The organism is Corynebacterium suedekumii, assembly GCF_030252185.1.
Lineage (GTDB): Bacteria > Actinomycetota > Actinomycetes > Mycobacteriales > Mycobacteriaceae > Corynebacterium > Corynebacterium suedekumii.
On sequence record NZ_CP126970.1, the window covers coordinates 2,301,850 to 2,328,406 of the forward strand.

At 69.1% G+C, this 26,557-nt stretch carries 24 protein-coding genes; 6 read left to right on the forward strand and 18 right to left on the reverse strand.

The annotated features are described in order from the left end of the window. Nucleotides 1-11: 11 nt before the first annotated feature. The 14 genes from efp to aspS form a co-directional block, all read right to left on the reverse strand. Nucleotides 12-575: an elongation factor P gene (efp, locus tag QP029_RS11515; protein WP_284874426.1), complete on the reverse strand. Its 564-nt coding sequence runs from the start codon at nt 573-575 to the stop codon at nt 12-14. 48 nt (nt 576-623) lie between these two features. Then, nucleotides 624-1,715 (reverse strand): aminopeptidase P family protein, encoded by a 1,092-nt coding sequence (locus tag QP029_RS11520; protein WP_284874427.1) that lies wholly within the window; start codon nt 1,713-1,715, stop codon nt 624-626. Nucleotides 1,716-1,788: 73 nt separating this feature from the next. After that, nucleotides 1,789-2,229, reverse strand: coding sequence for a type II 3-dehydroquinate dehydratase (aroQ, locus tag QP029_RS11525; protein WP_284874428.1), 441 nt, complete (start codon nt 2,227-2,229; stop codon nt 1,789-1,791). Then, nucleotides 2,229-3,305: a 3-dehydroquinate synthase gene (gene aroB / locus QP029_RS11530; protein WP_284874429.1), complete on the reverse strand. Its 1,077-nt coding sequence runs from the start codon at nt 3,303-3,305 to the stop codon at nt 2,229-2,231. Before aroB ends, aroQ begins: the two co-directional genes overlap by 1 nt. A gap of 15 nt (nt 3,306-3,320) precedes the next feature. Then, nucleotides 3,321-3,872: a shikimate kinase gene (locus QP029_RS11535; RefSeq protein ID WP_284874430.1), complete on the reverse strand. Its 552-nt coding sequence runs from the start codon at nt 3,870-3,872 to the stop codon at nt 3,321-3,323. After that, nucleotides 3,869-5,083 (reverse strand): chorismate synthase, encoded by a 1,215-nt coding sequence (aroC, locus tag QP029_RS11540; RefSeq protein WP_284874431.1) that lies wholly within the window; start codon nt 5,081-5,083, stop codon nt 3,869-3,871. Before aroC ends, QP029_RS11535 begins: the two co-directional genes overlap by 4 nt. Nucleotides 5,084-5,141: 58 nt before the next feature. Beyond that, the gene (locus QP029_RS11545; protein ID WP_284874432.1) at nt 5,142-5,561 is read right to left on the reverse strand and encodes a prepilin peptidase; all 420 of its coding nucleotides are present in this window, start codon (nt 5,559-5,561) and stop codon (nt 5,142-5,144) included. 10 nt (nt 5,562-5,571) lie between these two features. Beyond that, nucleotides 5,572-6,375, reverse strand: coding sequence for a shikimate dehydrogenase (locus QP029_RS11550; protein ID WP_284874433.1), 804 nt, complete (start codon nt 6,373-6,375; stop codon nt 5,572-5,574). Then, nucleotides 6,372-7,577, reverse strand: coding sequence for an endolytic transglycosylase MltG (gene mltG / locus QP029_RS11555; RefSeq protein ID WP_284874434.1), 1,206 nt, complete (start codon nt 7,575-7,577; stop codon nt 6,372-6,374). The genes QP029_RS11550 and mltG overlap by 4 nt, the downstream gene beginning before the upstream one ends. Further along, entirely contained in the window at nt 7,574-8,095 is a 522-nt protein-coding gene (gene ruvX, locus QP029_RS11560; RefSeq protein ID WP_284874435.1) for a Holliday junction resolvase RuvX, read from the reverse strand. Before ruvX ends, mltG begins: the two co-directional genes overlap by 4 nt. Nucleotides 8,096-8,247: 152 nt before the next feature. Next, entirely contained in the window at nt 8,248-10,914 is a 2,667-nt protein-coding gene (gene alaS / locus QP029_RS11565) for an alanine--tRNA ligase (RefSeq protein WP_284874436.1), read from the reverse strand. Between the two features lie 67 nt (nt 10,915-10,981). Further along, entirely contained in the window at nt 10,982-12,334 is a 1,353-nt protein-coding gene (locus tag QP029_RS11570; RefSeq protein WP_284874437.1) for a replication-associated recombination protein A, read from the reverse strand. Nucleotides 12,335-12,336: 2 nt separating this feature from the next. Continuing rightward, a complete protein-coding gene (locus QP029_RS11575) occupies nt 12,337-13,560 on the reverse strand; it encodes a phosphotransferase (RefSeq protein ID WP_284876237.1) in 1,224 nt (407 codons plus the stop codon). A 34-nt stretch (nt 13,561-13,594) separates the two neighbouring features. Beyond that, complete coding sequence (gene aspS / locus QP029_RS11580) at nt 13,595-15,394, reverse strand: aspartate--tRNA ligase (protein WP_284874438.1); 1,800 nt, start codon at nt 15,392-15,394, stop codon at nt 13,595-13,597. Between the two features lie 134 nt (nt 15,395-15,528). On the opposite strand from aspS, the gene ypfJ reads away from it, so the two are divergent. Then, nucleotides 15,529-16,407, forward strand: coding sequence for a KPN_02809 family neutral zinc metallopeptidase (gene ypfJ, locus QP029_RS11585; protein ID WP_284874439.1), 879 nt, complete (start codon nt 15,529-15,531; stop codon nt 16,405-16,407). Between the two features lie 54 nt (nt 16,408-16,461). Here ypfJ and QP029_RS11590 read toward each other — a convergent pair whose 3' ends face one another. After that, complete coding sequence (locus QP029_RS11590; RefSeq protein WP_284874440.1) at nt 16,462-18,747, reverse strand: DEAD/DEAH box helicase; 2,286 nt, start codon at nt 18,745-18,747, stop codon at nt 16,462-16,464. A 359-nt stretch (nt 18,748-19,106) separates the two neighbouring features. On the opposite strand from QP029_RS11590, the gene QP029_RS11595 reads away from it, so the two are divergent. The 5 genes from QP029_RS11595 (at nt 19,107) to QP029_RS11615 (ending at nt 23,640) form a co-directional block, all read left to right on the forward strand. Continuing rightward, nucleotides 19,107-19,829 carry a CBS domain-containing protein gene (locus tag QP029_RS11595; protein ID WP_284876238.1) on the forward strand — a complete coding sequence of 241 codons (723 nt, stop codon included), beginning with the start codon at nt 19,107-19,109 and terminating at the stop codon, nt 19,827-19,829. Nucleotides 19,830-20,149: 320 nt separating this feature from the next. Further along, the gene (locus QP029_RS11600) at nt 20,150-21,268 is read left to right on the forward strand and encodes an LLM class flavin-dependent oxidoreductase (protein WP_284874441.1); all 1,119 of its coding nucleotides are present in this window, start codon (nt 20,150-20,152) and stop codon (nt 21,266-21,268) included. Then, a complete protein-coding gene (locus tag QP029_RS11605) occupies nt 21,269-21,931 on the forward strand; it encodes an FMN reductase (protein WP_284874442.1) in 663 nt (220 codons plus the stop codon). It abuts the gene before it with no gap. 10 nt (nt 21,932-21,941) lie between these two features. After that, nucleotides 21,942-23,297, forward strand: coding sequence for an L-serine ammonia-lyase (locus tag QP029_RS11610; RefSeq protein ID WP_284874443.1), 1,356 nt, complete (start codon nt 21,942-21,944; stop codon nt 23,295-23,297). Between the two features lies 1 nt (nt 23,298). Continuing rightward, nucleotides 23,299-23,640, forward strand: coding sequence for a hypothetical protein (locus QP029_RS11615; protein ID WP_284874444.1), 342 nt, complete (start codon nt 23,299-23,301; stop codon nt 23,638-23,640). Here the strand turns inward: QP029_RS11615 and QP029_RS11620 are convergent. The 3 genes from QP029_RS11620 to QP029_RS11630 are packed head-to-tail and all read right to left on the reverse strand — an operon-like array spanning nt 23,600 to nt 26,554. Continuing rightward, on the reverse strand, nt 23,600-25,267 hold the full coding sequence (locus tag QP029_RS11620; RefSeq protein ID WP_284874445.1) for a glycerol-3-phosphate dehydrogenase/oxidase: 1,668 nt from the start codon (nt 25,265-25,267) through the stop codon (nt 23,600-23,602). The two genes, QP029_RS11615 and QP029_RS11620, sit on opposite strands and share 41 nt — an antisense overlap. Further along, nucleotides 25,264-25,947 (reverse strand): acireductone synthase, encoded by a 684-nt coding sequence (mtnC, locus tag QP029_RS11625; RefSeq protein WP_284876239.1) that lies wholly within the window; start codon nt 25,945-25,947, stop codon nt 25,264-25,266. Before mtnC ends, QP029_RS11620 begins: the two co-directional genes overlap by 4 nt. Further along, on the reverse strand, nt 25,844-26,554 hold the full coding sequence (locus tag QP029_RS11630) for a 1,2-dihydroxy-3-keto-5-methylthiopentene dioxygenase (protein WP_284874446.1): 711 nt from the start codon (nt 26,552-26,554) through the stop codon (nt 25,844-25,846). Before QP029_RS11630 ends, mtnC begins: the two co-directional genes overlap by 104 nt. Nucleotides 26,555-26,557 lie beyond the last annotated feature (3 nt).

Sequence of the window (26,557 nt, forward strand, 5' to 3'; positions counted from 1 at the left end):
AGGTGTCGCCCCTAGTTGGAGACGCGGGAGAGGTAGTCGCCGGTGCGGGTGTCCACCTTGACCACGTTGCCGGTCTCCAGGAACAGCGGCACCTGGATCTCGGCGCCGGTCTCCAGGGTGGCGGGCTTGGTGCCACCGGAGGAACGGTCGCCCTGCAGGCCGGGCTCGGTGTGGGAGATGGTCAGGTCAACGGAGACCGGGAGCTCGGCGAACAGTGCCTCGCCCTCGTGGAAGGAGACCTGGACGCGCATGTTCTCCAGGAGGAAGTCGGCGGCCTTGCCGAACTTGTCCGGGCTCAGCTCGACCTGCTCGTAGTTCTTGTCGTCCATGACGACGTAGGAGGAGCCGTCGTTGTACAGGTAGGTCATGTCGCGGCGGTCCACGGTGGCGGTCTCGACCTTGACGCCGGCGTTCCAGGTCTTGTCGATGGTCTTGCCGGAGACGACATCCTTGAGCTTGGTGCGCACGAAGGCGGGGCCCTTGCCCGGCTTCACGTGCTGGAACTCGATGATCTGCTGGAGCTTGCCGTCGACCTTGAGCACGAGACCGTTCTTGAAATCAGCGGTGGATGCCACGAAGCTATCTCCCTTTGATGGTTGTCCTGGATTATCAGCTTTCCCAGCCTACACCACGAGCAGGTCCTTCTTGACCGGGGTGATTATGTGGGCCGGCCCGGCGGTGATGAGGACGGTGTCCTCGATCCGCACACCGCCGCGGCCCGGGACGTAGATGCCCGGCTCGATGGTCAGGGTCATGTGTTCGCGCAGCTCCCCCTCCCCGATCTTCGAGGCCGACGGTGCCTCGTGGACCTCGAGCCCGATGCCGTGTCCGGTGGAGTGGACGAAGTAGTCGCCGTAGCCGGCGTCCTCGATGACCGCGCGGGCGGCGGCGTCGACGTCGACGAGTGTCGTGCCCGGGGTGGCGGCCTCGACACCGGCGAGCTGGGCGCGCAGGACGATGTCGTAGATCTCGCGGGAGAACTCGTCGGCCTCGCCCATGACGACGGTGCGGGTCATGTCCGAGTTGAAGCCGCGGGAGTGGGCACCGAAGTCGACGATGACCAGGTCGCCGCGGTGGATGATGCGGTCACCGGCGGAGTGGTGCGGCTTGGCGGAGTTCTCGCCGGAGGCGACGATGGTGTCGAAGCTGGGGCGTTCCGCCCCGAGGCGGCGCATGCGGTACTCGAGGTCGGCGGCGACGTCGCGTTCGGACCGGCCGACGGCGAGCTCACCGGCGTCGATGAGCTGCTCGAAGGCCTCACACGCCAGCTCGGCGACCTCGGTGAGGCGGATGCGTTCGGTGTTGTCCTTGGTCAGGCGGATGTCCTCGATGATCCCGGTGACGGGCACGAGGGTGACATCCTCCTGGCAGGCGGCCTGCAGCTTCTCCAGCTGGGCGACGGAGACGTAGTCGGCCTCGAAGCCGACGCGACGCGGGCCCTCGATGCGCGCGAGCAGGGCCTCGGCGCTGGGCCGGTCGATGACCGCCTCAATGTCCGGGACCTCCTCGGCGATCTGGGTGGTGTAGCGCCCGTCAGTGCAGATCGTCGCGGTGAGGTCCTTGGCCAGGACGAGGGCGGCGTTGGAGCCGGAGAACCCGGAGAGGTAGCGCACGTGGATGAGGTTGGTCACCAGCATCTCGTCGATGCGCATGCCGGCGAGCTTGGCTGACAGTGCTCGGCGACGGGTGGCGAAACGGGTATCCGCGTAGGCCATGGGGGCTCCTCCTGCGTTTAAGAGTTGTGGTGTGCTGCACACAACTGTATCCGGCGGGCCCCCGTCACCGGCGCTACGGGGCCGGATGCTCGGCGAGATACTCCAGTGCGAGGAGGTAGCCGGTCACGCCGAGCCCGGCGATGACGCCGCGGGCGATCGGTGAGAGGTAGCTGTGCTGCCGGAACTCCTCCCGGGCGTGGACGTTGGAGATGTGGACCTCGACGAAGCCGGCGCCGTCGGCGACCTCGGCCAGCGCGTCACGCAGGGCGACGGAGGTGTGGGTGAAGCCACCGGGGTTGATGATCACGGCCCAGCCGTGGTCGGCCGCCTCGTGCGCCCAGTCGAGCAGGTCACCCTCGTGGTTGGACTGACGGCACTCCACCTCGACGCCGAGCGTCACGGCCCGCTCCGCGATGAGCTTCTCCACGTCCGCGAGCGTCGTCGATCCGTACACCTCCGGCTGGCGTCGCCCCAGGCGGTTGAGGTTGGGGCCGTTGAGGACCAGGACCTTCATCACGCCTCCCGGGAGATCGCGTCGTAGGCGGCGCGCAGTTCGTCGACGCCCGGACCCTCGAGGCGGGTTGTCTGCCCCGGTCCGGTGAGTGCCACGAAGCGGATGTGGCCGTCGCGGTTCTTCTTGTCCCGGGTCATGCCGGCGTAGAGCTCGTCGAAGTGCCCGGGCTCGTAGCTCACGGGCAGGCCGATGGATTCGAGGATGGCGGCGTGACGGGCGACGAGGTCGGCGTCGATGAGCCCGCGCTGCTGAGCGAGGTGGGCGATGAACATCATGCCCACGGCGACGGCGTTGCCGTGACGCCAGTGGAAGTTCTCCCGCAGCTCGACGGCGTGGCCGAAGGTGTGCCCGTAGTTGAGGATCTCCCGCAGGCCGGCCTCCTTGAGGTCCTGGCCGACGACGTTCGCCTTGACGGTGACCGACCGGGCGATGAGTTCGGGCAGGTGCCCGTCGGCGCGCAGGCAGGCGGCCGGGTCGGACTCGTAGCGGTCGAGGATGGCGGTGTCGGCGATGAAGCCGGTCTTGATGATCTCGGCGGAGCCGGCCACCAGTTCCTCCTCCGGCAGGGTGGCCAGGCGGTCGAGGTCGATGAACACGGCGTCCGGCTCGTGGAACGCCCCGACGAGGTTCTTGCCCGCGGCGGTGTTGATGCCGGTCTTGCCGCCGACGGCGGCGTCGACCATCGCCAGCAGCGTGGTGGGCACCTGGATGACCTTGATGCCGCGCATCCAGGCGGCGGCGACGAAGCCGGCGAGGTCGGTGACCGCTCCCCCGCCGAGGCCGATGATGACGTCGCGGCGACCGAAGGTCTCCGCGCCGAGGCGGTCCCACAGGGTGCCGGCGACGTCGAGGGTCTTGCCGGGTTCGGCGTCGGGAACCTCGGCGAGGACGACCTCGAGGCCGCGCTCCTCGACGGCCCGGCCGAGGGCGGCCGCGGGTTCGGTGAGCGTCGGCTGGTGGATGATCATCACCTTGGCCGCGCCGGTGGCGGCCGCGCGGTCGGCGATCGCGGTGTCGAGGCCGTGGTCGATGGTGACCTCGTAGGGGGTGGGTCCGGTGACCGGGATCGTCGTCACGGGGCGGTGTCCTTTCTAGAGCGCGTCGAGGTAGCCCAGGATGTCGGCGACAACCTGCGCGGGAGTGCGGCCGTCGGTGCGCACCCGGAATCCGGCGACCTCGTGGTAGAGCGGGGAACGCTGTTCGATGAGGTTGCGGTAGTGCGCGGCCGGGTCCTCGGCGGCGAGTACCGGGCGGGAGGTCTCGTGCGCGGTACGGCGGACCCCCTCCTCGACGGAGACGTCGACCCACACGACGTCGTGCTGGGTGAGCAGCCGCCGGGTGGCGTCGGTGAGCACGGCGCCACCACCGAGACTGACCACACCGCCGCTTGCGAGCGCGGCAGCCACGTGGCGGGCCTCGAGTTCCCGGAAGGCGGGTTCGCCGAGTTCGGAGAACACGTCACCGCAGGAACGGCCGGTCTCCTGCTCGATGAGCTGATCGGAATCCACCAACGGCAGTGCCAGCGCCCGGGCGAGACGGCGGCCGATGGTGGACTTGCCGGCGCCGGGTGGGCCGACGAGGACGACACGGGGGCGGGTGTGGCAGACCGAGGTGCTCAGGTCGAGGCTGTCGGGGTGGGTCATGCCTCCTCCCCGAAATCCAGGCGGCCGGCGACATAGTCACGGTAGGAGTCGATGTTGCGCTTCGTCTCCGCGAGGGAGTCGCCGCCGAACTTCTCCAGCACGGCGCGGGCGAGGACGAGGGCGACCATGGCCTCAGCGACGACTCCGGCGGCGGGGACCGCGCAGACGTCGGAACGCTGGTGGATGCCGGTGGCGGCGGACCCGTCGGTCATGTCGACTGTCCTGAGGGCCCGCGGCACCGTGGAGATCGGCTTCATGGCTGCCCGGACGCGGAGGGTCTGGCCGTTGGTCATGCCACCCTCGAGGCCGCCGGCGCGATTGCTCAGGCGGTCGACGCCGTCGGCGGTCCGGACCATCTCGTCGTGGGCCTCGCTGCCGCGACGGCGGGCCTCCTCGAAACCGTCACCGACCTCGACGCCCTTGATGGCCTGGATGCCCATGAGGGCGGCGGCGAGCTGGGCGTCGAGCCGGTCCTCACCGGAGACATGGGAACCCAGGCCGATGGGCAGGCCCTCGACGATGACCTCCACGATGCCGCCGAGGGTGTCACCGGCCTTCTTGGCCGCCTCGATCTCCGCGATCATGGACTCCTCGGCGACGCGGTTGAAGGCACGCACCGGGGACTCGTCGATCTTCTCCAGATCGGCGAAGGTCGGCTGCTCCCCTTCGACGACCTCGGAGCGGCCGATGGAGATGACGTGGCTGAGGACCTCGACGCCGAGGGTCTCACGCAGGAAGCTGCGGGCGATGGCGGCGGCGGCGACACGCGCGGCGGTCTCGCGGGCGGAGGAGCGTTCGAGGATCGGGCGGGCCTCGTCGTGGTTGTACTTGATCATGCCGGCGAAGTCGGCGTGCCCGGGGCGGGGGCGGGTGAGCTTAGCACCCCGACCGGAGGTCATGGCCTTGGCCACGTCCTCGTCGTCCATGTCGACGGGCTCGGCGGACATGATGGTGGTCCACTTCGGCCACTCGGTGTTGCCGATCATCACCGCGATGGGGCTGCCCAGGGTGTAACCGTGCCGGATGCCGGTGAGCAGGGTGAGTTCATCGGCCTCGAACTTCATGCGGGCGCCGCGGCCGTAGCCGAGGCGACGGCGGGAAAGCTGGGTGGCGATCTCCTCGCGGGTGACCGGAACGCCGGCGGGCATGTGTTCAAGCAGGGCGATCAGCGCCTGACCGTGCGATTCCCCTGCGGTAGTCCATCGAAGCATGCGGACATTGTCTCATGGAGCGCCGATTTCTCCGACATAGACGCCGTGGACGCCGGAATTACGCACCGAACCACATGCCCACCGCGAACGCGGTGGACAGCAGCATCGACGGCCCGTGGGCCACCGCCTTCCGCCGCGTGAGTGCGCCGCGCAGCACCGTCACCACGGACGCCCCCAGCACCGCCACGAACCACGCCGCTGTCCCACCGGCCGCAGCGGCGAGGATCCCCAGGCTCAGCCCGAGCTTGACGTCCCCTCCCCCGACGCCACCGAAGCTCACCCCCAGGAGGAGGTAGAGCCCCGCCCAGCCCAGCCCGCCGAGCAGGAGAATCGGGTCCGTGACCGCGGCGCCGAACGCGGCACCCGCGGCCGCGGGCAGGGTGAGGAGGTCCGGAAGGCGGCGACGTTTCTCGTCGACAAGCAACAACGCCACGGCCCAGCAGACGGTGACGGCAACGGCTCCCCCGAGCACCCACATGCCCCGCAGCCTAGCGCAGGGAATCCTCCAGCGCCTGCCGCATGGCGTCGCGGGGGGCGGGGCGACCGGTGAACTGTTCGAACTGGCCGAAGGCCTGGTGGGCGAGCATGACGTGACCACCGACGGTGAGGTAGCCGTTGGCGGCGGCCGCGGTGGTCAGGCGGGTGGGCCAGGGATCGTAGATGACGTCGAGGACCGGCGCGTGCGCCAGAGCTGACTCATGCCCGTCGAGAGCGGCGGAAGGGACGGTGGAGACGACCACGTCCGCCTCGATCGAGGCCGTCGACAGGTCGGCGTCGAACCCGAGGAACCGCACCTGCACCCTGGCGGGCTCGAGCAGCGGTGCCAGTTCGGCGCTGCGGTCGGTCCGGTTGATCACGGTGATCTCCTCCACCCCGGCCTGGGCGAGCGCCCACAGGGCGGGACGCGCGGTTCCTCCCCCACCGACGACCAGTGCCCGTCGGATCGGGGTGTCACCCATGAGCTCACCGAGTGCGCCGGTGACACCGTCGCAGTCGGTGTTGTCGGCCCGCCAACCGTCGCCGGTGCGCACCAGCGTGTTGGCGGAGCCGATCTGCTGGGCCCGCTCGGTGACGTCGTCGGCGAACTCGAGGGCCGCGAACTTGGACGGCATGGTGACGGAGAAACCGACGAAGGACTCCTCCGCCCCGCCGACGATGCCCGGCAGGTCCTCGGCGGTGCACCGGATGCGGGTGTACTCCCACCCGTCCATGCCCAGCTCCCGGTAGCCGGCGTTGTGCAGGATCGGCGACCGGGAATGCTCGATCGGCGAACCGAGGACGGCCGCCTTCATCGGTTGGTGTCCAGGACGCCCGACTCGAGGGCCTGCTGGACGTCCTCGAGGTGCTGCTCGAAGGTGTCGTTGAACACGGTGGTGCCGTCCTGGTCGACGGTGACGAAGAACAGCCAGTTGCCCTCGGCGGGATGCTCCATAGCCTCGATGGCCTCGATGGAGGCGGCGGCGATGGGGGTCTCGGGCAGACCGTCCGTGGCGTAGGTGTTCCACGGGGTGACGTTGGCGCGGTCCTCGTCGGTGGTGGCCACCTCGACGTCCTCCAGGCCGTAGTTGACGGTGGAGTCGAACTCGAGCCGCATGGGCTCCTCGAGGCGGTTGAGGATGACGCGGGCGACCTTGTCGAACTCACCCGCCGGGGCCTCGCGCTCGACGAGGGAGGCCGCGGTGAGCAGTTCATAGGGTGTCAGGCCGATGGCGCCGGCCCGGTCGACGATGCCCGTCTCGTTGAACTGGTTGGCCGAGCGGGTGATGAGGCCGGTGAGGATGCCCTCGGCGTCGTGCGCGGGGTTGACCACGTACTGGCCGGGGGCGATGAGGCCCTCGAGGCGCTTGGGGTCGTTGCCGCGGGCGGCGACGGCCTCGCGGGCCCACTCCGGCACACCCAGTGCCTCGAGGTCGGCGGAGGCGCCGACCTGCTCGAGCTGCTGGGCGGTGATGCAGTTCTCAGAGCCCTCGGTGCAGGTCACCGCGGAGATCTGGCTGTAGACACCGGGGCGGGTCTGACCACCGACGACGCGGACGTCGAGCAGCGTGGAGCCGCCGTGGATGTCGAGCATCTCCACGCGGTTGGCGGGGTCGAGCAGCGCCTGGACCGCCGCCGAGGCACTCATCTCCTCCTGCAGGCGGTAGATGCCCGGCTGGATGGCGGCGGCGTCGGGGTTGTTGGCGGCGGCGGTCTGGAAGGCGCCGTCGGTCTTGACGATGCCGCGCTCCTCCAGCTCCGGACCCAGCAGGGACACGGCGGAGCCCTCGGGGATCTCCACCAGCTGGTCGACCCCGTTGCCGGTGCCCTCGAAGTCGGCGGAGTTGGTGGAGCCGGAGGATCCACTACCGGAGATCTGCATGCCGATGTAGATCACGGCGCCGATGATGAGGATGAGCGATGCCACGAGCACCGCGAGTCCGCGCTGGCGGCGCTTGACGAACTTGTTGTCCATGCGTCGGCCACCGGGGCCACGGGCGGGAGAGTGGGTACTCATGGGTGCTGCTCCTGGGTAGTGGTGGCTGTCGCTGAGGTTCGGGCATCGAGCCAGGACTGGAGGATCTCCACCGCCGCGGCCTGGTCGATGACCTTCCGGCCCGCCTTCTCCGAGACACCGGAGGCACGCAGTGCCGAGGTGGCGGCGACGGTGGTGAGGCGTTCATCGCCCATGCGGACCGGGATGTCCTGGCCGGCGCCGGTGATCCGACGACGGAGACGGAACGCGATGTCCTTCGCGTGTTTGACGCTGGCGGAGCCGTTGCCCTGCAGATCGCGGGGCAGGCCCACGACGATCTCCACGACCTCGTACTCGTCCACGAGCGCCAGCAGGCGGTCGATGTCGCCCATGTCCCGGCCCTTGAGGCCGGTTTCCCGCGGCACCGTCTCCACCGGGGTGGCCAGGACGGCTCCCCGGTCGGAGACGGCGACGCCGATGCGGACGGTTCCCACGTCGATGCCGAGGCGACGCCCAGCTCCGGGGTCGTCGACGCCCGGGGTGTCGGGTGAGACCTTCATCGTGGGTGGGGACCTTTCGTCGGTGTCGGTGCGCGGGGGCGTCACCCGCCGCGGTCAGGCCGGGCGTGGGTCAAATGTAATCGCCACCACGCCGGACCGATGCCACCGGTACCGGCGTGTCCCGTAACCGTTTCGTGATGTTACCGCGATGGTCAGCGTCGGGCCAGTTCATCCCGCACGGCGGCGAAGCCGGCGTCGAGCCCGGCGGCGTCGGAGCCGGACCCCTGGGCCATGTCGGGCTTGCCGCCACCGCGGCCGTTGACGTGGCCGGACAGGACCTTGACCAGGTCGCCGGACTTCACGCCCAGGTCGACGGCCTCCTTCGTCGCTCCGACGATGAACGGTAGCTTGTCGCCGTCCGCCGAGGCCAGGACCACGACGCCCGCCTTCCCGGCCAAGCGGCCACGCAGGTCGGTGGCGATGGTGCGCAGGTCGCCACCGGACACCCCGTCAGGCAGGCGGTGGGTGAGCACGGTGATCTCCCCGACCTGTTGGGCCTGGGCGAGCAGTTCACCGGTGCGGGAGGCCAGCTGCTGGCGGCGCAGGGCGGCGATCTCCTTCTCGGCGGCCCGCAGCTTCTCCGTCAGCTGGGAGACGCGTTCCGGCAGTTCCTCCGTCGGCGCCTTGAGGGAGGCGGCCAGGCCGGAGGCCAGCGCGGCCTCCTTGGAGTAGTAGCGGAAGGAGTCCATGCCGGAGTACGCCTCGATGCGGCGGGCGCCGGAGCCGACGGAGGATTCGCCAAGGACGGCGACGGGGCCGATCTGGGAGGTGTGCTCAGTGTGGGTGCCGCCGCACAGCTCGATGGAGAAGGGCCCGCCGATCTCGACGACACGGACGTCGGTGCCGTAGTTCTCGCCGAACAGGGCCATCGCACCCATCTTCTTCGCCTCGTCGAGGGTGGTCTCGATGGTGTTGACGGCGAAGTCGGCGTCGACGGCCTGGTTGGCGATCGTCGTGATCTCGGTCAGCTGCTCCGGGGTGAGCTGGTCGGTGTAGTTGAAGTCGAAACGCAGGTAGCCGGGGCGGTTGAGCGAGCCGGCCTGGACGGCGGTGGGGCCGAGCACCTGGCGCAGGGCGGCGTGGATGAGGTGGGTGCCGGTGTGTGCCTGGCGGGCGCCGTGTCGCCAGTCGGGGTCGACCTCCGCGCGGACGGCCTGGCCCAGGTCGATGCCGCCGGCGGTGACGGTGGCCTTGTGGACCCACAGCTTCTTGCCGATCTTCTGGACATCGTTGACCTCCAGGATCGTGCCGTCGGCGACGAGGCGGCCGCGGTCGGCGGTCTGGCCGCCGGACTCGGCGTAGAGCGGGGAGACGTCGAGGATGACCTCCACCTCGTCACCTTCGGTGGCGTGGGTGACGGACTGGCCGTCGATGACCAGGCCGAGGACCTTCGCGTCGGCGGTGAGCTCGGAGAAGCCGACGAACTCGGTGGGGTTGTCGTCCACCCACTCGCGGTAGACGGACACGTCGGCATGGCCGTGCTTCTTGGCCTGGTTGTCGGCCTTGGCCCGGGCCCGCTGCTCGCTCATGGCGGCCTCGAAACCGGCGACGTCGACATCGAGGCCGGCCTCGGCGGCCATCTCGAGGGTGAGGTCGATGGGGAAACCGTAGGTGTCGTGGAGGGTGAAGGCGTCCTCGCCGGAGAAGGTGGTCACACCCGCCGACTTGATGCGGTCGGCGGCCTCGTCGAAGCGGTGGGTGCCGGACTCCAGGGTCTTGAGGAAGGCGCGCTCCTCCGCCACGGCGGTCCGGACGATGCGGTCGCGGTTCTGGGCGATCTCCGGGTAGGACGGCGTCATGGTGTCCATGATGGTGTTCATGAAACGCTCGAGGGTCTCACCGGTGGCGCCGAGCAGGCGGGCGGATCGGATGATGCGGCGCAGCAGGCGGCGGAGGATGTAGCCGCGGCCCTCGTTGGACGGGGTGACGCCGTCGAGGATGAGCATCATGCCGGTGCGCGAGTGGTCGGCGATGACGCGGAAGCGGATGGCGTCCTGGCCGTCGCCCTCGTAGCGGGCGCCGGTGATCTGCTCGGCGACGTCGATGACCGGGCGCAGCAGGTCGGTCTCGTAGACGTTGTCCACGCCCTGGAGCAGGCAGGCGACGCGTTCGACGCCCATGCCGGTGTCGATGTTCTTCTTCGGCAGGTCGCCGAGGATCTCGAAGGAGTCCTTGCCGGTGCCGGCGCCGCGCTCCTTCTCCATGAACACGAGGTTCCAGATCTCCAGGTAGCGGGTGTCGTCGGCCTCGGGGCCGCCCTCCCTGCCGTGCTCGGGGCCACGGTCGTAGTAGATCTCGGAGCAGGGGCCACAGGGCCCGGGCACGCCCATGGACCAGTAGTTGTCGGCCATGCCCAGGCGCTGGATACGCTCGGCGGGCACGCCGATCTTCTTCTCCCAGATCTCGGCGGCCTCGTCGTCGTCGAGGTAGACGGTGACCCACAGGCGTTCGGGGTCGAGGCCGTAGCCGCCGTCCTCCTGCGGTCCGGTGAGCAGCTGCCAGGCGTGGGTGATCGCACCTTCCTTGAAGTACTGGCCGAAGGAGAAGTTGCCGGCCATCTGGAAGAAGGTGTTGTGGCGGGTGGTCACGCCCACTTCCTCGATGTCGAGGGTGCGCACGCACTTCTGGATGGAGGTGGCGGTGCCGTTGGGGTACGGCGGGTTCTGCTCGCCGAGGAAGTAGGGCTTGAAGGGCACCATGCCGGCGTTGACGAACAGCAGGTCCGGGTCCTCGAGGATCAGCGAGGCGCTGGGGACGTCCGCGTGTCCGGCCTCGACGAAGTGACGGGTGAAACGCTCCCGGATCTCATGGGTCTGCACGGTGGTGGTCCTCGCTTATACAGGTGGTGACAGGTCGGTCCTCAACTGTACTCGCCCACCGGGCCGGCTACTTCTTGCCCCGCACCATCTGGCGTAGCCGGCCAAGGTAGCCGGCGATGCGCTTCTCCGCGCCGTGCTCGGTGGGCCGGTAGTACACGGCATCGGTCAGGTCGTCGGGGATGTACTGCTGTTCCACCACGCCCCGGGGATCGTCGTGCGGGAAGCGGTAGCCCACGGCGTTGCCAAGGCGTTTGGCACCCTCGTAATGGCCGTCCCGCAGGTGGGCGGGCACGTGCCCGATCCTCCCCTCGCGCACGTCGGCCTGCGCGGCGGAGATGGCGTTGATCACCGCCGGGGACTTCGGGGCGGTGGCCAGGTGGATGGTGGCCTGCGCGAGGGTGAGCCGGGCCTCGGGCATGCCGATCAGTGCGACGGCCTGGGCGGCGGCCACCGCGGTCTGCAGGGCGGTGGGATCCGCCATGCCGATGTCCTCGGAGGAGTGGATGATCAGTCGCCGGGCGATGAATCGCGGGTCCTCCCCCGCCTCGAGCATCCGCGCGAGGTAGTGCAGGGCGGCGTCGACGTCCGAGCCGCGGATGGACTTGATGAACGCGCTGATGACGTCGTAGTGCTGGTCACCGTCACGGTCGTAGCGCACCACGGCGCGGTTGACGTTGTCCCGCACCGTCTCCGTGCTTATCGACGCCCCCTCGTCCCCCTCCTCTGCCGCCGCCTCCGCTGCCGCCTCGAGGTAGGTCAGCGCCCGCCGGGCGTCTCCCCCGGCGAGCAGGACGAGCTGGTCGAGGGCGTCGGAATCGGCACGCACGCGCCCGGCAAGTCCGCGCTCGTCGGTGAGCGCACGGGTGAGGACCTCGCGCACGGCGGCCTCGTCGAGGGGTTTGAGCTGCAGCAGCAGGGACCGGGACAGCAGCGGGGCGACGACGGAGAACGAGGGGTTCTCGGTGGTGGCGGCGACGAGCAGGACGGTCCGGTTCTCCACCGCACCGAGCAGGGCGTCCTGCTGGGTCTTGGAGAAGCGGTGCACCTCGTCGATGAACAGGACGGTGCGTTCACCGTGGATGAGGTCGCGGCGGGCCTTGGTGATCACCTCCCGGACCTCCTTAACCCCGGAGTTCAGGGCGGAGAGGCCGACGAAGTTGCGGTCGGTGGCCGAGGACACCAGGGAGGCGATCGTCGTCTTGCCGGTGCCGGGTGGGCCGTAGAGGATGACCGAGGCCTCCCCCGATCCCTCGACCAGCCGGCGCAGCGGGCGGCCGGGGCCGAGCAGGTGGTCCTGGCCGACGACCTCATCGAGGGTGCGCGGGCGCATCCGGGCCGCGAGCGGGGCGTGGGAGCCGGCGTGGAAGAAATCCTCGGCCGGCTCCTCCGCCGACCCGCCGAACAGTGCGTCCTGGGACACGGTCAGTATCCCGGCAGGCCCGGTTCGGCGACGCGGGCGGCGACCTCGCGGGCGAAGGCCGCGATGACCCCGTAGGAGGGGTCGACACCGCGGGCGGCGTAGCGGGCCAGCGCCTCGAAGGTCTCGTACATGTCGCGGCGGACGATGAGCTCCTCCCGGGCGAAGGGGCCGTGGTTACCCGGGCGCAGCAGCCGGCCGTCGGTCTCCATCGCCTCGGCGTCGAAGTCCCCGTCCTCGAGGTGGAGGGCGGCGACCGCCCCGGACAGGGAGCCGAACTCCATGATTGCGACGGTGGACAGCGCCCAGCCGAGCAGGGCCGCCACGACGCGGGAGTGCAGGTGAGCCTCGTTGGTCACGTTCGGCCACAGCTGGGAGACCTCGTGAACCCAGGCCTCGACGAAGACGTCCGCCTCGTCGTCGCTGATCGGGTGGGAGAACACGAACTGGGGGAAGCCGGCGATGACGCACGCGATGTCGAAGCTGACGTCGCGGAACCCGGCCCATTCGTAGTCGAGGAAATGGGTCTTCTCGGCGACGATGATGTTGTCGGGCGAGAGGTCGAAGGGGGTGAAGGCCCGGTGGTGGGCGGCGAGCAGCCGGCTGCGACCGTCGGCCGCGAAGGTGCTCACGAGGTCGGGGATGTCGAAGCCGGCGTTGCGCAGCAGCTGCTCGCCGATGGTGATGGACTGCAGCAGCGCGGTGTCGCGCAACCGCTGGATCTCCCCGAAGTCGGGGTGGTTGCGCAGCATGCGGGTGAGCAGGATCTCGAAGTCGTGCTCGCGCTGCGCGGTGCCGGAGTGCATCCGACCCAGGGCGGTGCCCAGGTTGCGCAGGATGTTGACCCGACGTTCCCCGTTGTCGGTCTCCAGCAGGTCGGCGAAGGTGTCGCCGTCGCCGGAGTCGGTGATGACGATGATCCGCTGGGCCACGTCGTGTGCCAACAGGACGGGGCCGGGGCGGACCACCTCGCTCAGCGAGGTGGTGAACTGGTAGGAGACGATCTCGCGGATGAGGGCGGCGTCGTCAAGCTGCTCCCCGGTGACGGGGACGTACTTGAGGATGACGGAGCGCTGCTGCAGGAACGGCGAGGGCGCCACGCGGGCGCGCAGGACGATGGCGCTGCCCGAGCCACTGAGCTGCTGGACATCGGTGAGCTGCTGGGACCCGCCGAATCGCTTCGAGAGCAGGTCCGCGGCAACGCCGACGATGTCGTCATGGGTGAGCAGTGGCATGGGCTGTGCGTTCCTTGGTCCGGGTCGGTTACGCCTGGTCGGCGTTCTCGGTCTTCTTCGGCTTGGCGTCGATGCCGGACTCCTTGCGCTGTTGCGCGGTGATCGGGGCCGGGGCGTCGGTGAGCGGGTCGACGCCGCCACCGGACTTCGGGAAGGCGATGACGTCGCGGATGGAGTCGAACCCGCCGAGCAGGGACACGATGCGGTCCCAGCCGAAGGCGATGCCACCGTGCGGCGGGGCGCCGAACGCGAAGGCGTCGAGCAGGAAGCCGAACTTCTCCTGCGCCTCCTCCTCGGTGATGCCCATGACCTCGAAGACCCGCTCCTGCACATCGCGCTGGTGGATACGGATGGAACCGCCACCGATCTCGTTGCCGTTGCAGACGATGTCGTAGGCGTAGGCGGTGGCCTCGCCCGGGTTCTCGTCGAAGGAGTCGATCCACTCCGGCTTCGGGGAGGTGAAGGCGTGGTGGACGGCGGTCCACTTCGAGTGACCCAGGGCGACGTCGCCGGAGGCGGTGGCGTCGGCGGCGGGCTCGAACATCGGGGCGTCGACCACCCAGGTGAAGGCCCAGTCGCCTTCCTTGATCAGGCCGAGCTTGTCGGCGATCTCACCGCGGGCGGCGCCGAGCAGTGCGCGGGAGGACTTGGTCTCGCCGGCGGCGAAAAAGATGGCGTCGCCGGGCTTCGCGCCGACGTGGGCGGCGATGCCCTCACGCTCGGCGTCGGTGATGTTCTTGGCCACGGGGCCGGAGAGCTCACCGTCCTCGCCGACGAGGATGTAGGCCAGGCCCTTGGCGCCACGCTGCTTGGCCCACTCCTGCCAGGCGTCGAGCTGACGACGCGGCTGCGAGGCACCACCCTCCATGACCACGGCGCCGACGTACTCGTTCTTGAACACGCGGAAGGTGGTGTCGGCGAAGAACTCGGTGCACTCGGTGATCTCGATGTCGAAGCGCAGGTCCGGCTTGTCGGAACCGTAGCGGCGCATCGCGTCGGCGTAGGTCATCCGTGGGATCGGGGTGGTGATCTCGTAGCCGATGAGCTTCCACAGCTCGACGAGGATCTCCTCGGCCAGGGCGATGACGTCATCCTGGTCGACGAAGCTCATCTCCACGTCCAGCTGCGTGAACTCCGGCTGGCGGTCGGCGCGGAAGTCCTCGTCACGGTAGCAGCGGGCGATCTGGTAGTAACGCTCCATGCCGGCGACCATGAGCAGCTGCTTGAACAGCTGCGGGGACTGCGGCAGGGCGTAGAAGGAACCCGGCTTGAGGCGAGCCGGCACGAGGAAGTCGCGGGCACCCTCCGGGGTGGAACGCGTCAGCGTCGGGGTCTCGATCTCGGTGAACTCGTGGGTGTCGAGCACCCGGCGGGCGGCCTGGTTCGCCTTGGAGCGCAGCCGCAGGGCATCACCCTGGGTGCGGCGGCGCAGGTCGAGGTAGCGGTAGCGCAGGCGCGCCTCCTCGCCGACCTCGCCGGAGGAGGAGGGATCGTCGATCTGGAACGGCAGCGGGGCGGAGGAGTTGAGGACCTCCAGCTCGGAGACGTTGACCTCGATGTCGCCGGAGGCCAGGTTCGGGTTCTCGGAGCCCTCCGGGCGGGGCTCGACGACGCCGGTGACGCGCACGCAGTACTCGGAACGCAGGTCATGGGCCCGCTCGGCCACATCCGACTCACGGAACACGACCTGGGCGATGCCGGAACGGTCCCGCAGGTCGATGAAGATGACGCCGCCATGGTCACGGCGACGGGACACCCAGCCCGTCAGCGTCACATTCTGGCCGGCGGTTTCTTTGCGGAGGTCACCCGCGAGGTGAGTGCGCAGCACGTTCGTTCTACGTCCTTCCAGGATCGTCTAGAGATCGTCTAGGGGCAGTCGTTTCTCCGGTGGAGTGTACCCCTCCCCTCTTTTTACTGATCGCTGCGCCCCACCCCAGGTGTGATCTATGTAATGATGAGCGCATGACTTTCCGTAAAGACGCCAACTACACCGGCGGTCGTCGCGCGCGTACCAGCGGTGGTGGCCGCGGCGGTGTCGTCGCCGCGGGCGGTGGCCTCGGCTCCCTCCTGCTCATCGGACTCTTCCTCCTCTTCGGCGGCAACCCCAGTGATCTCGGCCAGATCACCGGCGGCGGGCAACAGGGTGAGCGCTCCGGTTCCCTCGAGCACTGCAACACCATCAATGACGCCAACGAGTACACGGACTGCCGCGTCGAGGCGGCCGCGGTCTCCGTCGACCGGATGTGGTCGACGATGCTTCCCGAGCAGGCCGGCATCGAGTACACCGAACCCCTTCTGGTGGTCTTCCAGGACACCACCCAGTCCGGCTGCGGCATGGCCTCCGCCCAGACCGGCCCGTTCTACTGCCCCGCCGACCAGGGCGCGTACTTCGACGTCTCCTTCTTCGAGCAGCTCGAACAGCTCGGCGGCACCAACGCCCCGCTGGCGCAGATGTACATCGTGGCGCACGAGTTCGCCCACCACATCCAGCAGCTCGAGGGCACCCTGTCCCTGAGCAACTACAACGATCCCGGCGAGGACTCCAACGCTGTCAAGATCGAGCTCCAGGCCGACTGCTACGCCGGCATCTGGATCAGCCAGGCCGACAAGGGCGATGACGCCCTGCTTGAGCCGATCACCGAGGAGCAGGTTGCTGGCGCCATCGACACCGCCCGCGCCGTCGGCGACGACAACATCCAGCAGCGCTCCGGCGGCGAGGTCCGCCCGGACCTGTGGACCCACGGTTCCTCCGAGCAGCGCCAGAACGCCCTGCTCACCGGCTACCGTGAGGGCACCATGGCTGCCTGCGACACCCTCAATCGAGGCGTGTACAACTCCTAGTCCACCGCTTATCGACGCCCCCGTGTCTCACCGAGATGCGGGGGTGTCGCCGTGTCAGGAGGCTGCGAAGCCGAGCCGCTCGCGCTCGGCGGCGATGATCTCCGCGGCCAGCTGCCTCTCGGTGACGTCGACGGCGTCGTGGACGGACGCGGATTCCGAGGGCCGCGCGTAGGCGTCGAAGATCGCCGACTTCCCGGCGAGCATCTCGAGCATGCGCTCGTCGACGGTGTCATCGGCCACCAGGCGGTGGACCAGGACGGTGGAGGTCTGCCCCATCCGGTGGACCCGGGCGATGGCCTGCGCCTCGATCGACGGCTTGACCTGTGGTTCGACGAGGATGACCACAGACGCCGTCTGGATGTTCAGGCCCGTGCCGCCGGCGGTGATCTGGGCGAGCAGGACGGAGCCGCCCGGGGCCTTACCGAGCGCGTCGATGAGCTCCTGACGCTGGTTCGGGGACACCGCCCCGGAGACGGTGCCCACGACCCGATCCCCCAGTGCCCGTTCGAGGACGCCCAGGACGTCGAGGAAGTAGGTGAACACGAGCACCCGCCGGTCTGACTCGGCGGCCTCCTCGACGATCTCCATGATCCGCTCGAGTTTCGCCGGCACCGCGTCAGGCGTGGTCATGGGGGCCCGGCGCATGGCCATGAAGTTCCCGGCCTCGACCGCCTCGGCGTAATGCGCCTGATCCGCCTCCGTGAGGTCGATCCAGTCGAGCTGGTCGAGTTTCTCGGGCAGCTCATCGAGGACGTCGGCCTGGTTACGCCGCAGGTAGGCCGGCGCGACCCGGACGCGGAAATCCTCCGCCGACATCGACTCCATCCCCGCGACCAGCAGATCGGGTGCGACGTAACTGACCAACGTGGCGAACTCCGCGACCCGGTTCTCCAGCGGCGTACCGGTCATGAGGAGGGCGTGGGAGGCGGCGTCGATGAGCGCGCGGCACGCCCTCGTCCGGGCGGCGGCCGGGTTCTTGATCATGTGCGCCTCATCCACCACGACAAACTCCGGGGTGGGCAGGTCCATGGTGCGGGCACCGTCATAGGTGACCACGCAGATACCACCCGTGTCCTCCCAGGCCCGGACGGCGTCCTCCTTGCCGTCCCCGTGCGCCTTGTACACCGGCAGATCGGTGAAGCGCCGGGACTCGCGCACCCAGTTGGTGACCACGGACGCGGGACAGACCACCAGGGTCCGCCCACCGAGGTGGGCCGCGACGGCCAACGCCTGGACCGTCTTGCCCAGGCCCATCTCGTCGCCGAGGATCACCTTCTCCTGGACGATCGTGAAACGCGCGCCGAAGGACTGGTACCCGCGCAGGTGCAGGTCCGTCAGGTGCGTCTGGTCCAGTCGCAGGGCCCGGATGCGTTCGAGGACGTCGGCGGCGAGGTCGTCGCCACCCTCCACCTCCAGGTCGAGCAGCGTGGCCAACAGCCCCTGGTAGTGGGCGGGCCGGGCGAGATAGTCCGACCAGGTGTCCTCACCGAGAGTGACCGGCCGGGCGGGGGCGAGCACCGCCGGATGGGCGTGGGCCCAGTCGATGTCGTCGATGAACCGGTCCCACCCGACCCGGCTGCCGCTGAGGCCGACCGCCCAGGGCTCAACCCCGCCCACCGCCGGAATGGTCTCCGCGTACCCCAGGATGCGCCGCCGGCGGGCGCGCTCGACCTCGTCGAGGGTGTTGATGTGGTCGAAGCTGGCCAACACCCGGACCAGGGCGGTCGCGGCGGCGGTCGGAGTGTCACCGATACCGTGCGTGTGGGTGGCCACGGCCTCCTGCCGCAGGGCTTCAGCCGCGGCCTTGAGGCGTCGGGCCGTCTGCTCACCGATGCCCTGGACCTGGGTCAGCAGACCGACCGGGGCGGCGAGCACGTCCGCCACCGTGTTCACCCGAACCTGATCGAGGCCGCTGAACCGCAGTCGTTCATTGGTGGCCGTCTTCAGGGCCTCCACCGGCAACTGGGCGAGCAGCACCCCAGCACGCTCAGCGGTGAGCGCATCCAACTGCCGCTCCGCCGCCAGCCGCAGCGCCGGCTCAGAATGCGGATCATCGCGCAGACGTCGGGCCGCGGCGAGGACCTGGTGCAGGCGGGTGGGATCGTAGGTCTCGAACACCAGCGATGACCCCACCGCCTGCTCCACCGCTTCTCTGGCAGCGTCGATGAGCCGGTCCGGAGTGCCATGCGGACCAGCAAACAGATGCACACCCCGCTGCTGCAGCGCCGAGGCGGCATGAGCCAGTTCGACGTACCCACGGGCATCCGAGAACAGAGCATCCATCCCCGGGTCAGCCAGCCGCCCCCGCAGCTCCTCCGCCGCGCGCTGCGCCTGCTCCACCTTCGCCCCACCGAAGATGCGACCAAGAAACCCGGAGCAGCGTCACGGGCCCGGGAACGCACCATCGCCACCGTCCCGGCCCGGGCCAGAAACTCCCCCAGCCGCTCCCGGGCACCCGGCAGGCCGTCGAGTTCGGACGTGGCATAGAGCGACGGCGGGAACACCGTCGCCCCGGGAATGATGAGGTGGGCGGAGCCGTCCTCATCGGCGATGGTGAGAACGCCGCGGACGGTGGCCGGGGCGGCGTCGAGAAGCGCGCGGGCGGAAGGAACGATCTCGAGGACACGGTCGGCCTGCTGGAGCAGGTACCGCAGCTCGTCACGGGAAACGGCCATGACCGAAAAGTCTACGCTGGAGACGTGACTGACAATCGGGCAATCCCCTTCCTGGCCGCCTTCAACGACATCGAATCACACCTCCGGGAGACCCTCGGCGCGAAGAAGACCGACAGCTTCCGGTGGATGGTGGACCAGGCCAACAAACGCCACCTCATCTCCGAGGACCAGGCCGCCGATCTACGAGAGTTCGGTGACCTCCGCAATGCCATCAGCCACGGCCGCTACACCGACGACCTGCGCCCCATCGCCGAACCACTCCCGGAAACCGTCGCCGAGATCGAGCACATCCGCGACATCCTCCGCGATCCCCCGTTGGCGCTCACCGTCCTCGGGCCACAGGAGGTGCGCACCTTCTCCCCCACCGCACCGATCGGCACCGTGCTCGCGGTCATCCGGGACACCGAGATCAGCCAGTTCCCCGTCTACGACAACGGACGATCGGTGGACCTGCTCACCACCAACACCATCGCCCGTTGGGTCGCCGCAGATCTGGACGACAACGACCATCTCGACGCCCGTTCCGTGGCAGAGGTCCTGCGCTACGCCGAATCAACGGACCGGGCGGTGTTCCTGCCCCGGGACGTCACCGCCCAGGCGGCGCTGGATGCCATGACCACGCCCGGGAAGGACGGATCGCTGCCGCGGGCGGGACTGATCACGGAGGACGGCCGGAAGGATCAGCGCCCGATCCGGGTGATCGGCGGCTCCGACATCGCCCGGCTGATGGAGGCGGTGGACTCCTGAACGACGGGGCCGAGGGAGGTGGGCCCAGGAGCAGGTTCTTTCGTTCTTTTCGTTTCCCTTCCATTCTCGCTGGTCAGGAGCCCATCCCAGGGGCAGGGCGATTCGAAAAAATCGAAAGCCTCGGGGTTCTTTCGTTCCTTTCGTTTCCACCCCTTCCTTGAAAGCGCCCTGACCTGCACGTTCTGGATCAGATCGAAAAAGACGAAAATTCTCCCCTCGCCGCACACCCCACGGCGGACCGACCGAGCGGAACCCTCCTTGACACATTGTTGACATGTCACATACAGTGTGGGCATTAGCAACCCACAAAGGAGTTAACAATGCAGTTCGGCATCTTCACCATCGGTGACGTCACGCAGGATCCGACAACCGGCAAGACCCCGACCGAGAATGAGCGGATCAAGGCCACCGTCGCCATCGCCAAGAAGGCCGAGGAGGTCGGCCTCGACGTCTTCGCCACCGGCGAGCACCACAACCCGCCCTTCGTCGCCCCCGGCACCCCACCTGTGCTGCTGGCCAACATAGCGGCCCAGACCGAACGTCTCCAGCTGTCCACCGCCACCACGCTGATCACCACCAATGACCCGGTGAAGATCGCCGAGGATTACGCCTACCTCCAGCACCTGGCCGACGGCCGGGTGGACCTCATGATGGGCCGTGGCAACACCGGTCCGGTGTACCCGTGGTTCGGCAAGGACATCCGCCAGGGCATTCCACTGGCGATCGAGAACTATCATCTGCTGCGCCGGCTGTGGCGTGAGCCGGTGGTCAACTGGCAGGGCCAGTTCCGTACTCCGCTGCAAGGGTACACCTCCACTCCGGCCCCGCTCGACGGTGTTCCGCCGTTCGTGTGGCACGGTTCCATTCGTTCCGTGCAGATTGCCGAGCAGGCCGCGTTCTACGGTGACGGCTTCTTCCACAACAACATCTTCTGGAACAAGGAGCACACGGCGAAGATGGTGGAGATCTACCGTCGTCGTTACGAGTCCTACGGTCACGGCCAGGCGGACCAGGCCATCGTGGGTCTCGGTGGCCAGGTGTTCATCGGTGCGACGGAGGAGGAGGCGAAGGAGACCTTCCGCCCCTACTTCGACAATGCTCCGGTGTACGGCCACGGCCCGTCGATGGAGGAGTTCACCGACATGACGCCGCTGACGGTGGGCACGGTGGAGCAGGTCATCGACCGCACTATGGAGTTCGCGGACTGGGTGGGCGACTACCAGCGTCAGCTCTTCCTCATCGACCACGCCGGCCTGCCGCTGGAGATGGTGCTCGAGCAGATCGAGATTCTGGGCACCCAGGTCGTGCCGGAGCTGCGTACCCGCATGGAGGCGCGTCGCCCCGATCACGTCCCGTCCGACCCGCCGACCCACGCGTCGTTGAAGAACACCCCGGATTCCCCGCACTTCAAGGTGCGCCCGGTGGAAGAGGAGGCGTAGGTGCGTACTCTCACCGTCATCTCCTCCGGCCTGTCCACTCCGTCCACCACCCGCCGGGTGGCCGACTCCATCGCAGCGGCGGTCACCGCCGCGGTCTCCGCCCGCGGGGAGTCCCTGGAGGTGGAGGTCATCGAGCTGCGTGAGCTGGTCAATGACCTCGGTCGCTCGCTGACCACCGGCATGTCCTCCCCCGCCCTCGATGAGGTGAAGGCGAAGGTCTCCGCCTCCGACGGCCTGGTCGTGGTCACTCCGGTGTTCAAGGCGAGCTATTCGGGCCTGTTCAAGACGTTCTTCGACGTGCTCGACCAGGATGCGCTCAACGGCATGCCGGTCATCATCGCGGCGACGGCGGGTACCGCCCGGCATTCGCTGGTCCTGGACTACGCGCTGCGTCCGCTGATGACCTACATGCGTGCGTTCGTCGTCCCCACCGGTGTGTTCGCCGCGACCGATGACTTCGGTTCCGAGGACGGTGCCGGCCTGGAGTCCCGGGTCAACCGTGCCGCGGGTGAGCTCGCCGATCAGATGGTGGCCTCCGCCAGCGTCGGCGGCCTCGGTGGGGTCACCGCCGAGGGCCAGGGTGTGCGCCGACGCACGGGTGTGGAGCCCGGCGAGGGTTTCGTCGATTTCGCCGCCCTGTTAAAGGGCCACGACGGCCAGTAGGCTGGCGGCCATGACCATCAGCGTCCTGGACCTGTTCAGCGTCGGTATCGGACCCTCCTCCTCCCATACGGTCGGTCCCATGCGGGCCGCCGGCGCCTGGGTGGAGCAGCAGGGTGGCCTGCCGGACCACGTGGACATCATTCTCCACGGATCACTGGCTGCCACGGGCGCCGGTCACGGCACCGACCGGGCCATTCTTCTCGGTCTCGTCGGGTGGACACCGACGACCGTGCCCGCTGACGCGGATCCCCCGCTCGGCGCCCAGATCCCGGCCGCGGGGGAGTTCACCGGCCCAGCCGGGACGATCAGCTATCGGCTGACCTTCGACCCGACACCGGTGGCGGAACACCCCAACTGTGTCGCCTTCAACGGCGACCGTTTCTTCTCCGTCGGCGGCGGTTTCATCCTCTCGCAGGCGGAGTTCGACGCCCGCTCCACCACCGGCCTACCCTCCGGCGCCGCCACCGCCGCCCCGACCGGGGAGGTGCCGTACCCCTTCACGAGCGCGCAGGATCTGCTGGCCCACTGCGCGCGGGAGAAGCTCACCGTCGCAGAACTGATGCGCCACAACGAGAACGCCCTGCGCCCCGGAGTGGACCAGCACCTCGACGAGGTGTGGATGACCATGCGCCAGTGCGTCACCGCCGGCATCGCCACCAGCGGGTTGCTGCCCGGCGGGCTCGGTGTCGTCCGACGCGCGCCGGGCCTGTACGCCCAGCTCATCGGCCAGTCCGAGGGAAACTACGACGGCGGGCTGGGCGCGATTGAGTGGGTCAATCTCTACGCTCTGGCGGTCAACGAGGAGAATGCGGCCGGCGGGCGGATCGTCACCGCGCCCACGAACGGTGCGGCCGGGATCATTCCTGCCGTCATGCACTACGCGCGGGACTTCCTGCCCGAGTTCTCCCGGGAAGATGCCCGGGATTTCCTGCTCGTGGCCGGGGCAATCGGGATCATCATCAAGGAGAACGCCTCGATCTCGGGTGCGGAGGTCGGCTGCCAAGGTGAGGTGGGGTCCGCTTCCGCGATGGCCGCGGCGGGCCTGTGCGCCATCCTCGGTGGCAGCACGGCTCAGGTCGAGAACGCCGCCGAGATCGCCCTGGAGCACAACCTCGGCCTGACCTGTGACCCGGTCGGTGGGCTCGTGCAGATCCCCTGCATCGAGCGCAACGCCATCGGCGCGGTGAAGTCCATCAACGCCGCCCGCCTGGCCCGGCTGGGCAACGGCACCAACCGGGTCACCCTCGACGAGGTCGTGGCCACGATGGCCGAGACCGGTCGCGACATGATGACCAAGTACAAGGAGACCTCCACCGGAGGGCTGGCCGTCAACCTCGGCCTGCCCGTCAACATCACGGAGTGCTGACATGATCGCCCGCATCGTCATGGCCACCGGTCTCACCACCCTGGGGGTGTTCCAGGCCGGTCTGGCCCTGGGCCGGCCGTGGGGTGCCGCCTCCTACGGTGGCGCCCATTCCGGGGTCCTGCCCGGTCATCTCCGGCTGAGCAGCGCGGTGGCGGCACCGGTCTACCTCGGCGTCGCCGCCGCGGTCGGCATCGGCTCCCGGGCCGGCCTGGGGGCGCTGGCCACTGTCATGGCGGTGGCCACCATTCCCAATGCCCTCTCCCCCGCCCGTGCGGAGAAGGTATGGGCGCCGGTGTGTGCAGCTATCGCGTGGGCGGCGTGGAGCGAAAAGCGTCGTCGATGACGGCCGTCTCACCGGCCAGCTGAGCCAGGTACGCCTGCGCCTGGCCGTCGCGGGTGGCGTCGTCCCAGCCCAGCAACGGAGCGATGGTGCCCGCCACCTGATTCACGGCCTGCTCGGAGACCAATCCGAGGGTGCCCACGGTCAGCCGCCGGTCGAGGACGTCCGTGAGGTTCTCGGCGGCCTCCTCGGTCACCGCGTACACGGCCTGGGCGAGGATGTCATCGCTGCCGTCGACGCGCTCAGCCAGCTCCGGATGCTCCGTGACCAGACGCAGGACCTGTTCGTGGGCGGTGCCGTAGAGCCGGGCGAGATGGATGCGGGTCTCCCGCGGCAGGCCGGCCTCAGGCCGGCGGGCGGCGGCGGCCTCGAAGGCGGCGGCGACGGTGTCGTAGTCGCCGAAGGAGGTCGACAGGCCGAGGTGACGGGAGTCGAAGTCGCGGGTCGGTGGCAGCTGGTCGCGCTGTGCCCTGATCACCGTGTCCATGACCTTCTCCCCCATCGCCCGCCCCGTGGTCCACTTGCCGCCGGTGACGGTGTAGAGGCCGGGCAGCCCGCCGTCGGCGTGGTCGCGGATGTCGAAGCGGCGGGAGGAGGTGTAGGTGTCGGAGCCGTCGTCGACGAGCGGGCGCACGCCGACGATGGTGGATTCGACGTCCTCCCGGGTCAGCGGCGTCGCGGAGACGGAGTCGATGGTCTCGCGCAGCAGGTTGATGTCGTCGACGTCGGCGACGGCGTCGTCGGCGCTGCCCGCCATCGCGGTGTCCGTCGGCCCGACGAGGGTCTTGCCCTCCCAGGGGTTGACCACGATGTGGCGTCCGTTGCGCCCGCGCACGAACACGCCGTCGCGCCCGCCCAGGTCACGGGTGACCAGGTGGACGCCCTTGGCCTGCTTCACCCGGACGCCGGCGGGTTCGGCGAGATCGCCGAGGGCGGCGGCGACCCACGGGCCCGCGGCGTTGATGACCACGGTGGCCTCGATGTCGGTGTCGCCGGTGACCTGCACGCCGCGGACGGTGCCGGCGGCGTCGCGGAGCAGACCGGTGACCGGCGCATGGTTGACGGCGGTGCCGGCGTCGGCGACGAAGCTCTGCAGAATGGCCAACAGGAGGCGCTCGGGGTGGATGTTGAGGGTGTCGTCGTGGCGCCACGCACCGGTCAAGCCCTCGGGGGTGAGCCACGGAACCTGCTTGAGTAGCGCCTTCTTGCCCACCCAACGGAAGCGGGGCGAGCGGATGTCCTTGGGCACGCCGACGTTGCGGCGCAGGGCCATCGCCTCGTAGAGGGCGACTCCCGCACCGAGGACCGGTGCCGGAGGAGCGGACCAGTCATAGGCGGTGAGCAGGAAACTGCGCGGCTGCACAAGGTGCGGGGCGGCGAGGCCGAGATAGCGGCGTTCGCTCACGGACTCGGCGACGACGCCGAAGTCGTACTGCTCGAGGTAGCGCAGGCCGCCGTGGATGGCCTTGGTGGTGGCGGCGGAGGTGCCGGAGCCGAAGTCGTCGCGTTCGAACAGGACGGTGCGCAGGCCACGTCCGGCGGCGTGGCGGGCGATCTGGACGCCGGAGATGCCGCCGCCGATGACGGCGACATCATAACGCCCGCTGACGGGCTGGCCGAGGACGCTCACCGGAACTCCACCTCGTCGAAGGAGGCGATCTCGGGGTGCTCGCCCACGCCGCGGTCGAAGTACTGGTCGCCCTCGCGGCGCACGCCGACGGTGCCCCAGCCGTCCGCACGGGCCGCGTCGAGTTCCTCGACGAGGTCGGAGAAGAACAGCAGCTGCTCCGCCGGCACCCCGATCTCCTCGCGGATGGTGGCGTAGGAGGCGGCGAGTTTCTTCGGGCCGACGTTCTCGGTGTCGAAGTGGCCGGAGAACAGCGGCAGCAGGTCCCCGTCGGGGGTGTTGCCGAACCAGGAGGTCTGCGCGTTGACAGAGCCGGAGGAGAAGATCTGCAGCCCGATGCCCTGCTCGTGCCAGCGCCGGATCGCGGGAATCGCGTCCGGGTAGAAGTGCGAGGTCAGCTCCCCTGCCGCGAAACCCTCCGCCCAGATCAGACCCTGCAGGGTCTTCAGCGGTGTGCGTTTCTCGTCGTTGTCCAGCCAGCCCTCGAGGGCCGCGACGAGCTTCTCGACGCCCGCGTCCCCCGCCAGTCCCGCCTCCTCGACGATCTGCGTGCGGGCGCGTTCGACGTCCGGGTGCCGGTCACGGCGCGACAGGATCGCGGCGAAACGCTCCCGGGAGTAGGGGTAGAGGGTGTCGTGGACGAACCACGTCGAGGACGTGGTGCCCTCGATGTCGAGGACGATGACGCTGGGGCGGGGCAGGGTGATCATGGGTGCTACTTTCCGGCGATGAGTTCGTCGTGGCCGGGGAAGGAGGCGGAGATCTTCTCCCTGTGAAGTCGCCGACCCAGCCCTCGCCGTCATGGAAGAAGCGGATGGCGCAGAACTGCGGGTCATTGACCCCCATGTCGAACCAGTGGGTGGCTCCCTCGGGGACGGAGAGCAGGTCGCCGGCCTCGCAGACGACACCGTAGACGGTGTCGTCGATGTGCAGGTAGAAGGTGCCGGAGCCCTCGACGAAGAAGCGGACCTCGTCGTCGGCGTGGGTGTGTTCGTCGAGGAACTTCTCCCGGGCACCCTTCGCCGTGGCGGCGAAGTCGGGCTGGCCGGTGTCGCGGAGGCGGGCGACGTCGACGGTGACGAAGTTCTCCTCCTCGCTGATCCTGCGCACCTCCTCGGCGTAGGCGGCGAGGACGGCGTCCTGGTCGGCGTCGTCGGCGAGCTCCTTGGTGGCCCACCGGTCGTAGCGCACGCCCAGGGTCTGCAGTTCGGCGGCGATCTCGGTGGGGTTGTCGGTGCGCAGCAGTTCGACGTCGGGGGCGGTGGCGTTCCACTTGTACAGCAGGGTCATGGT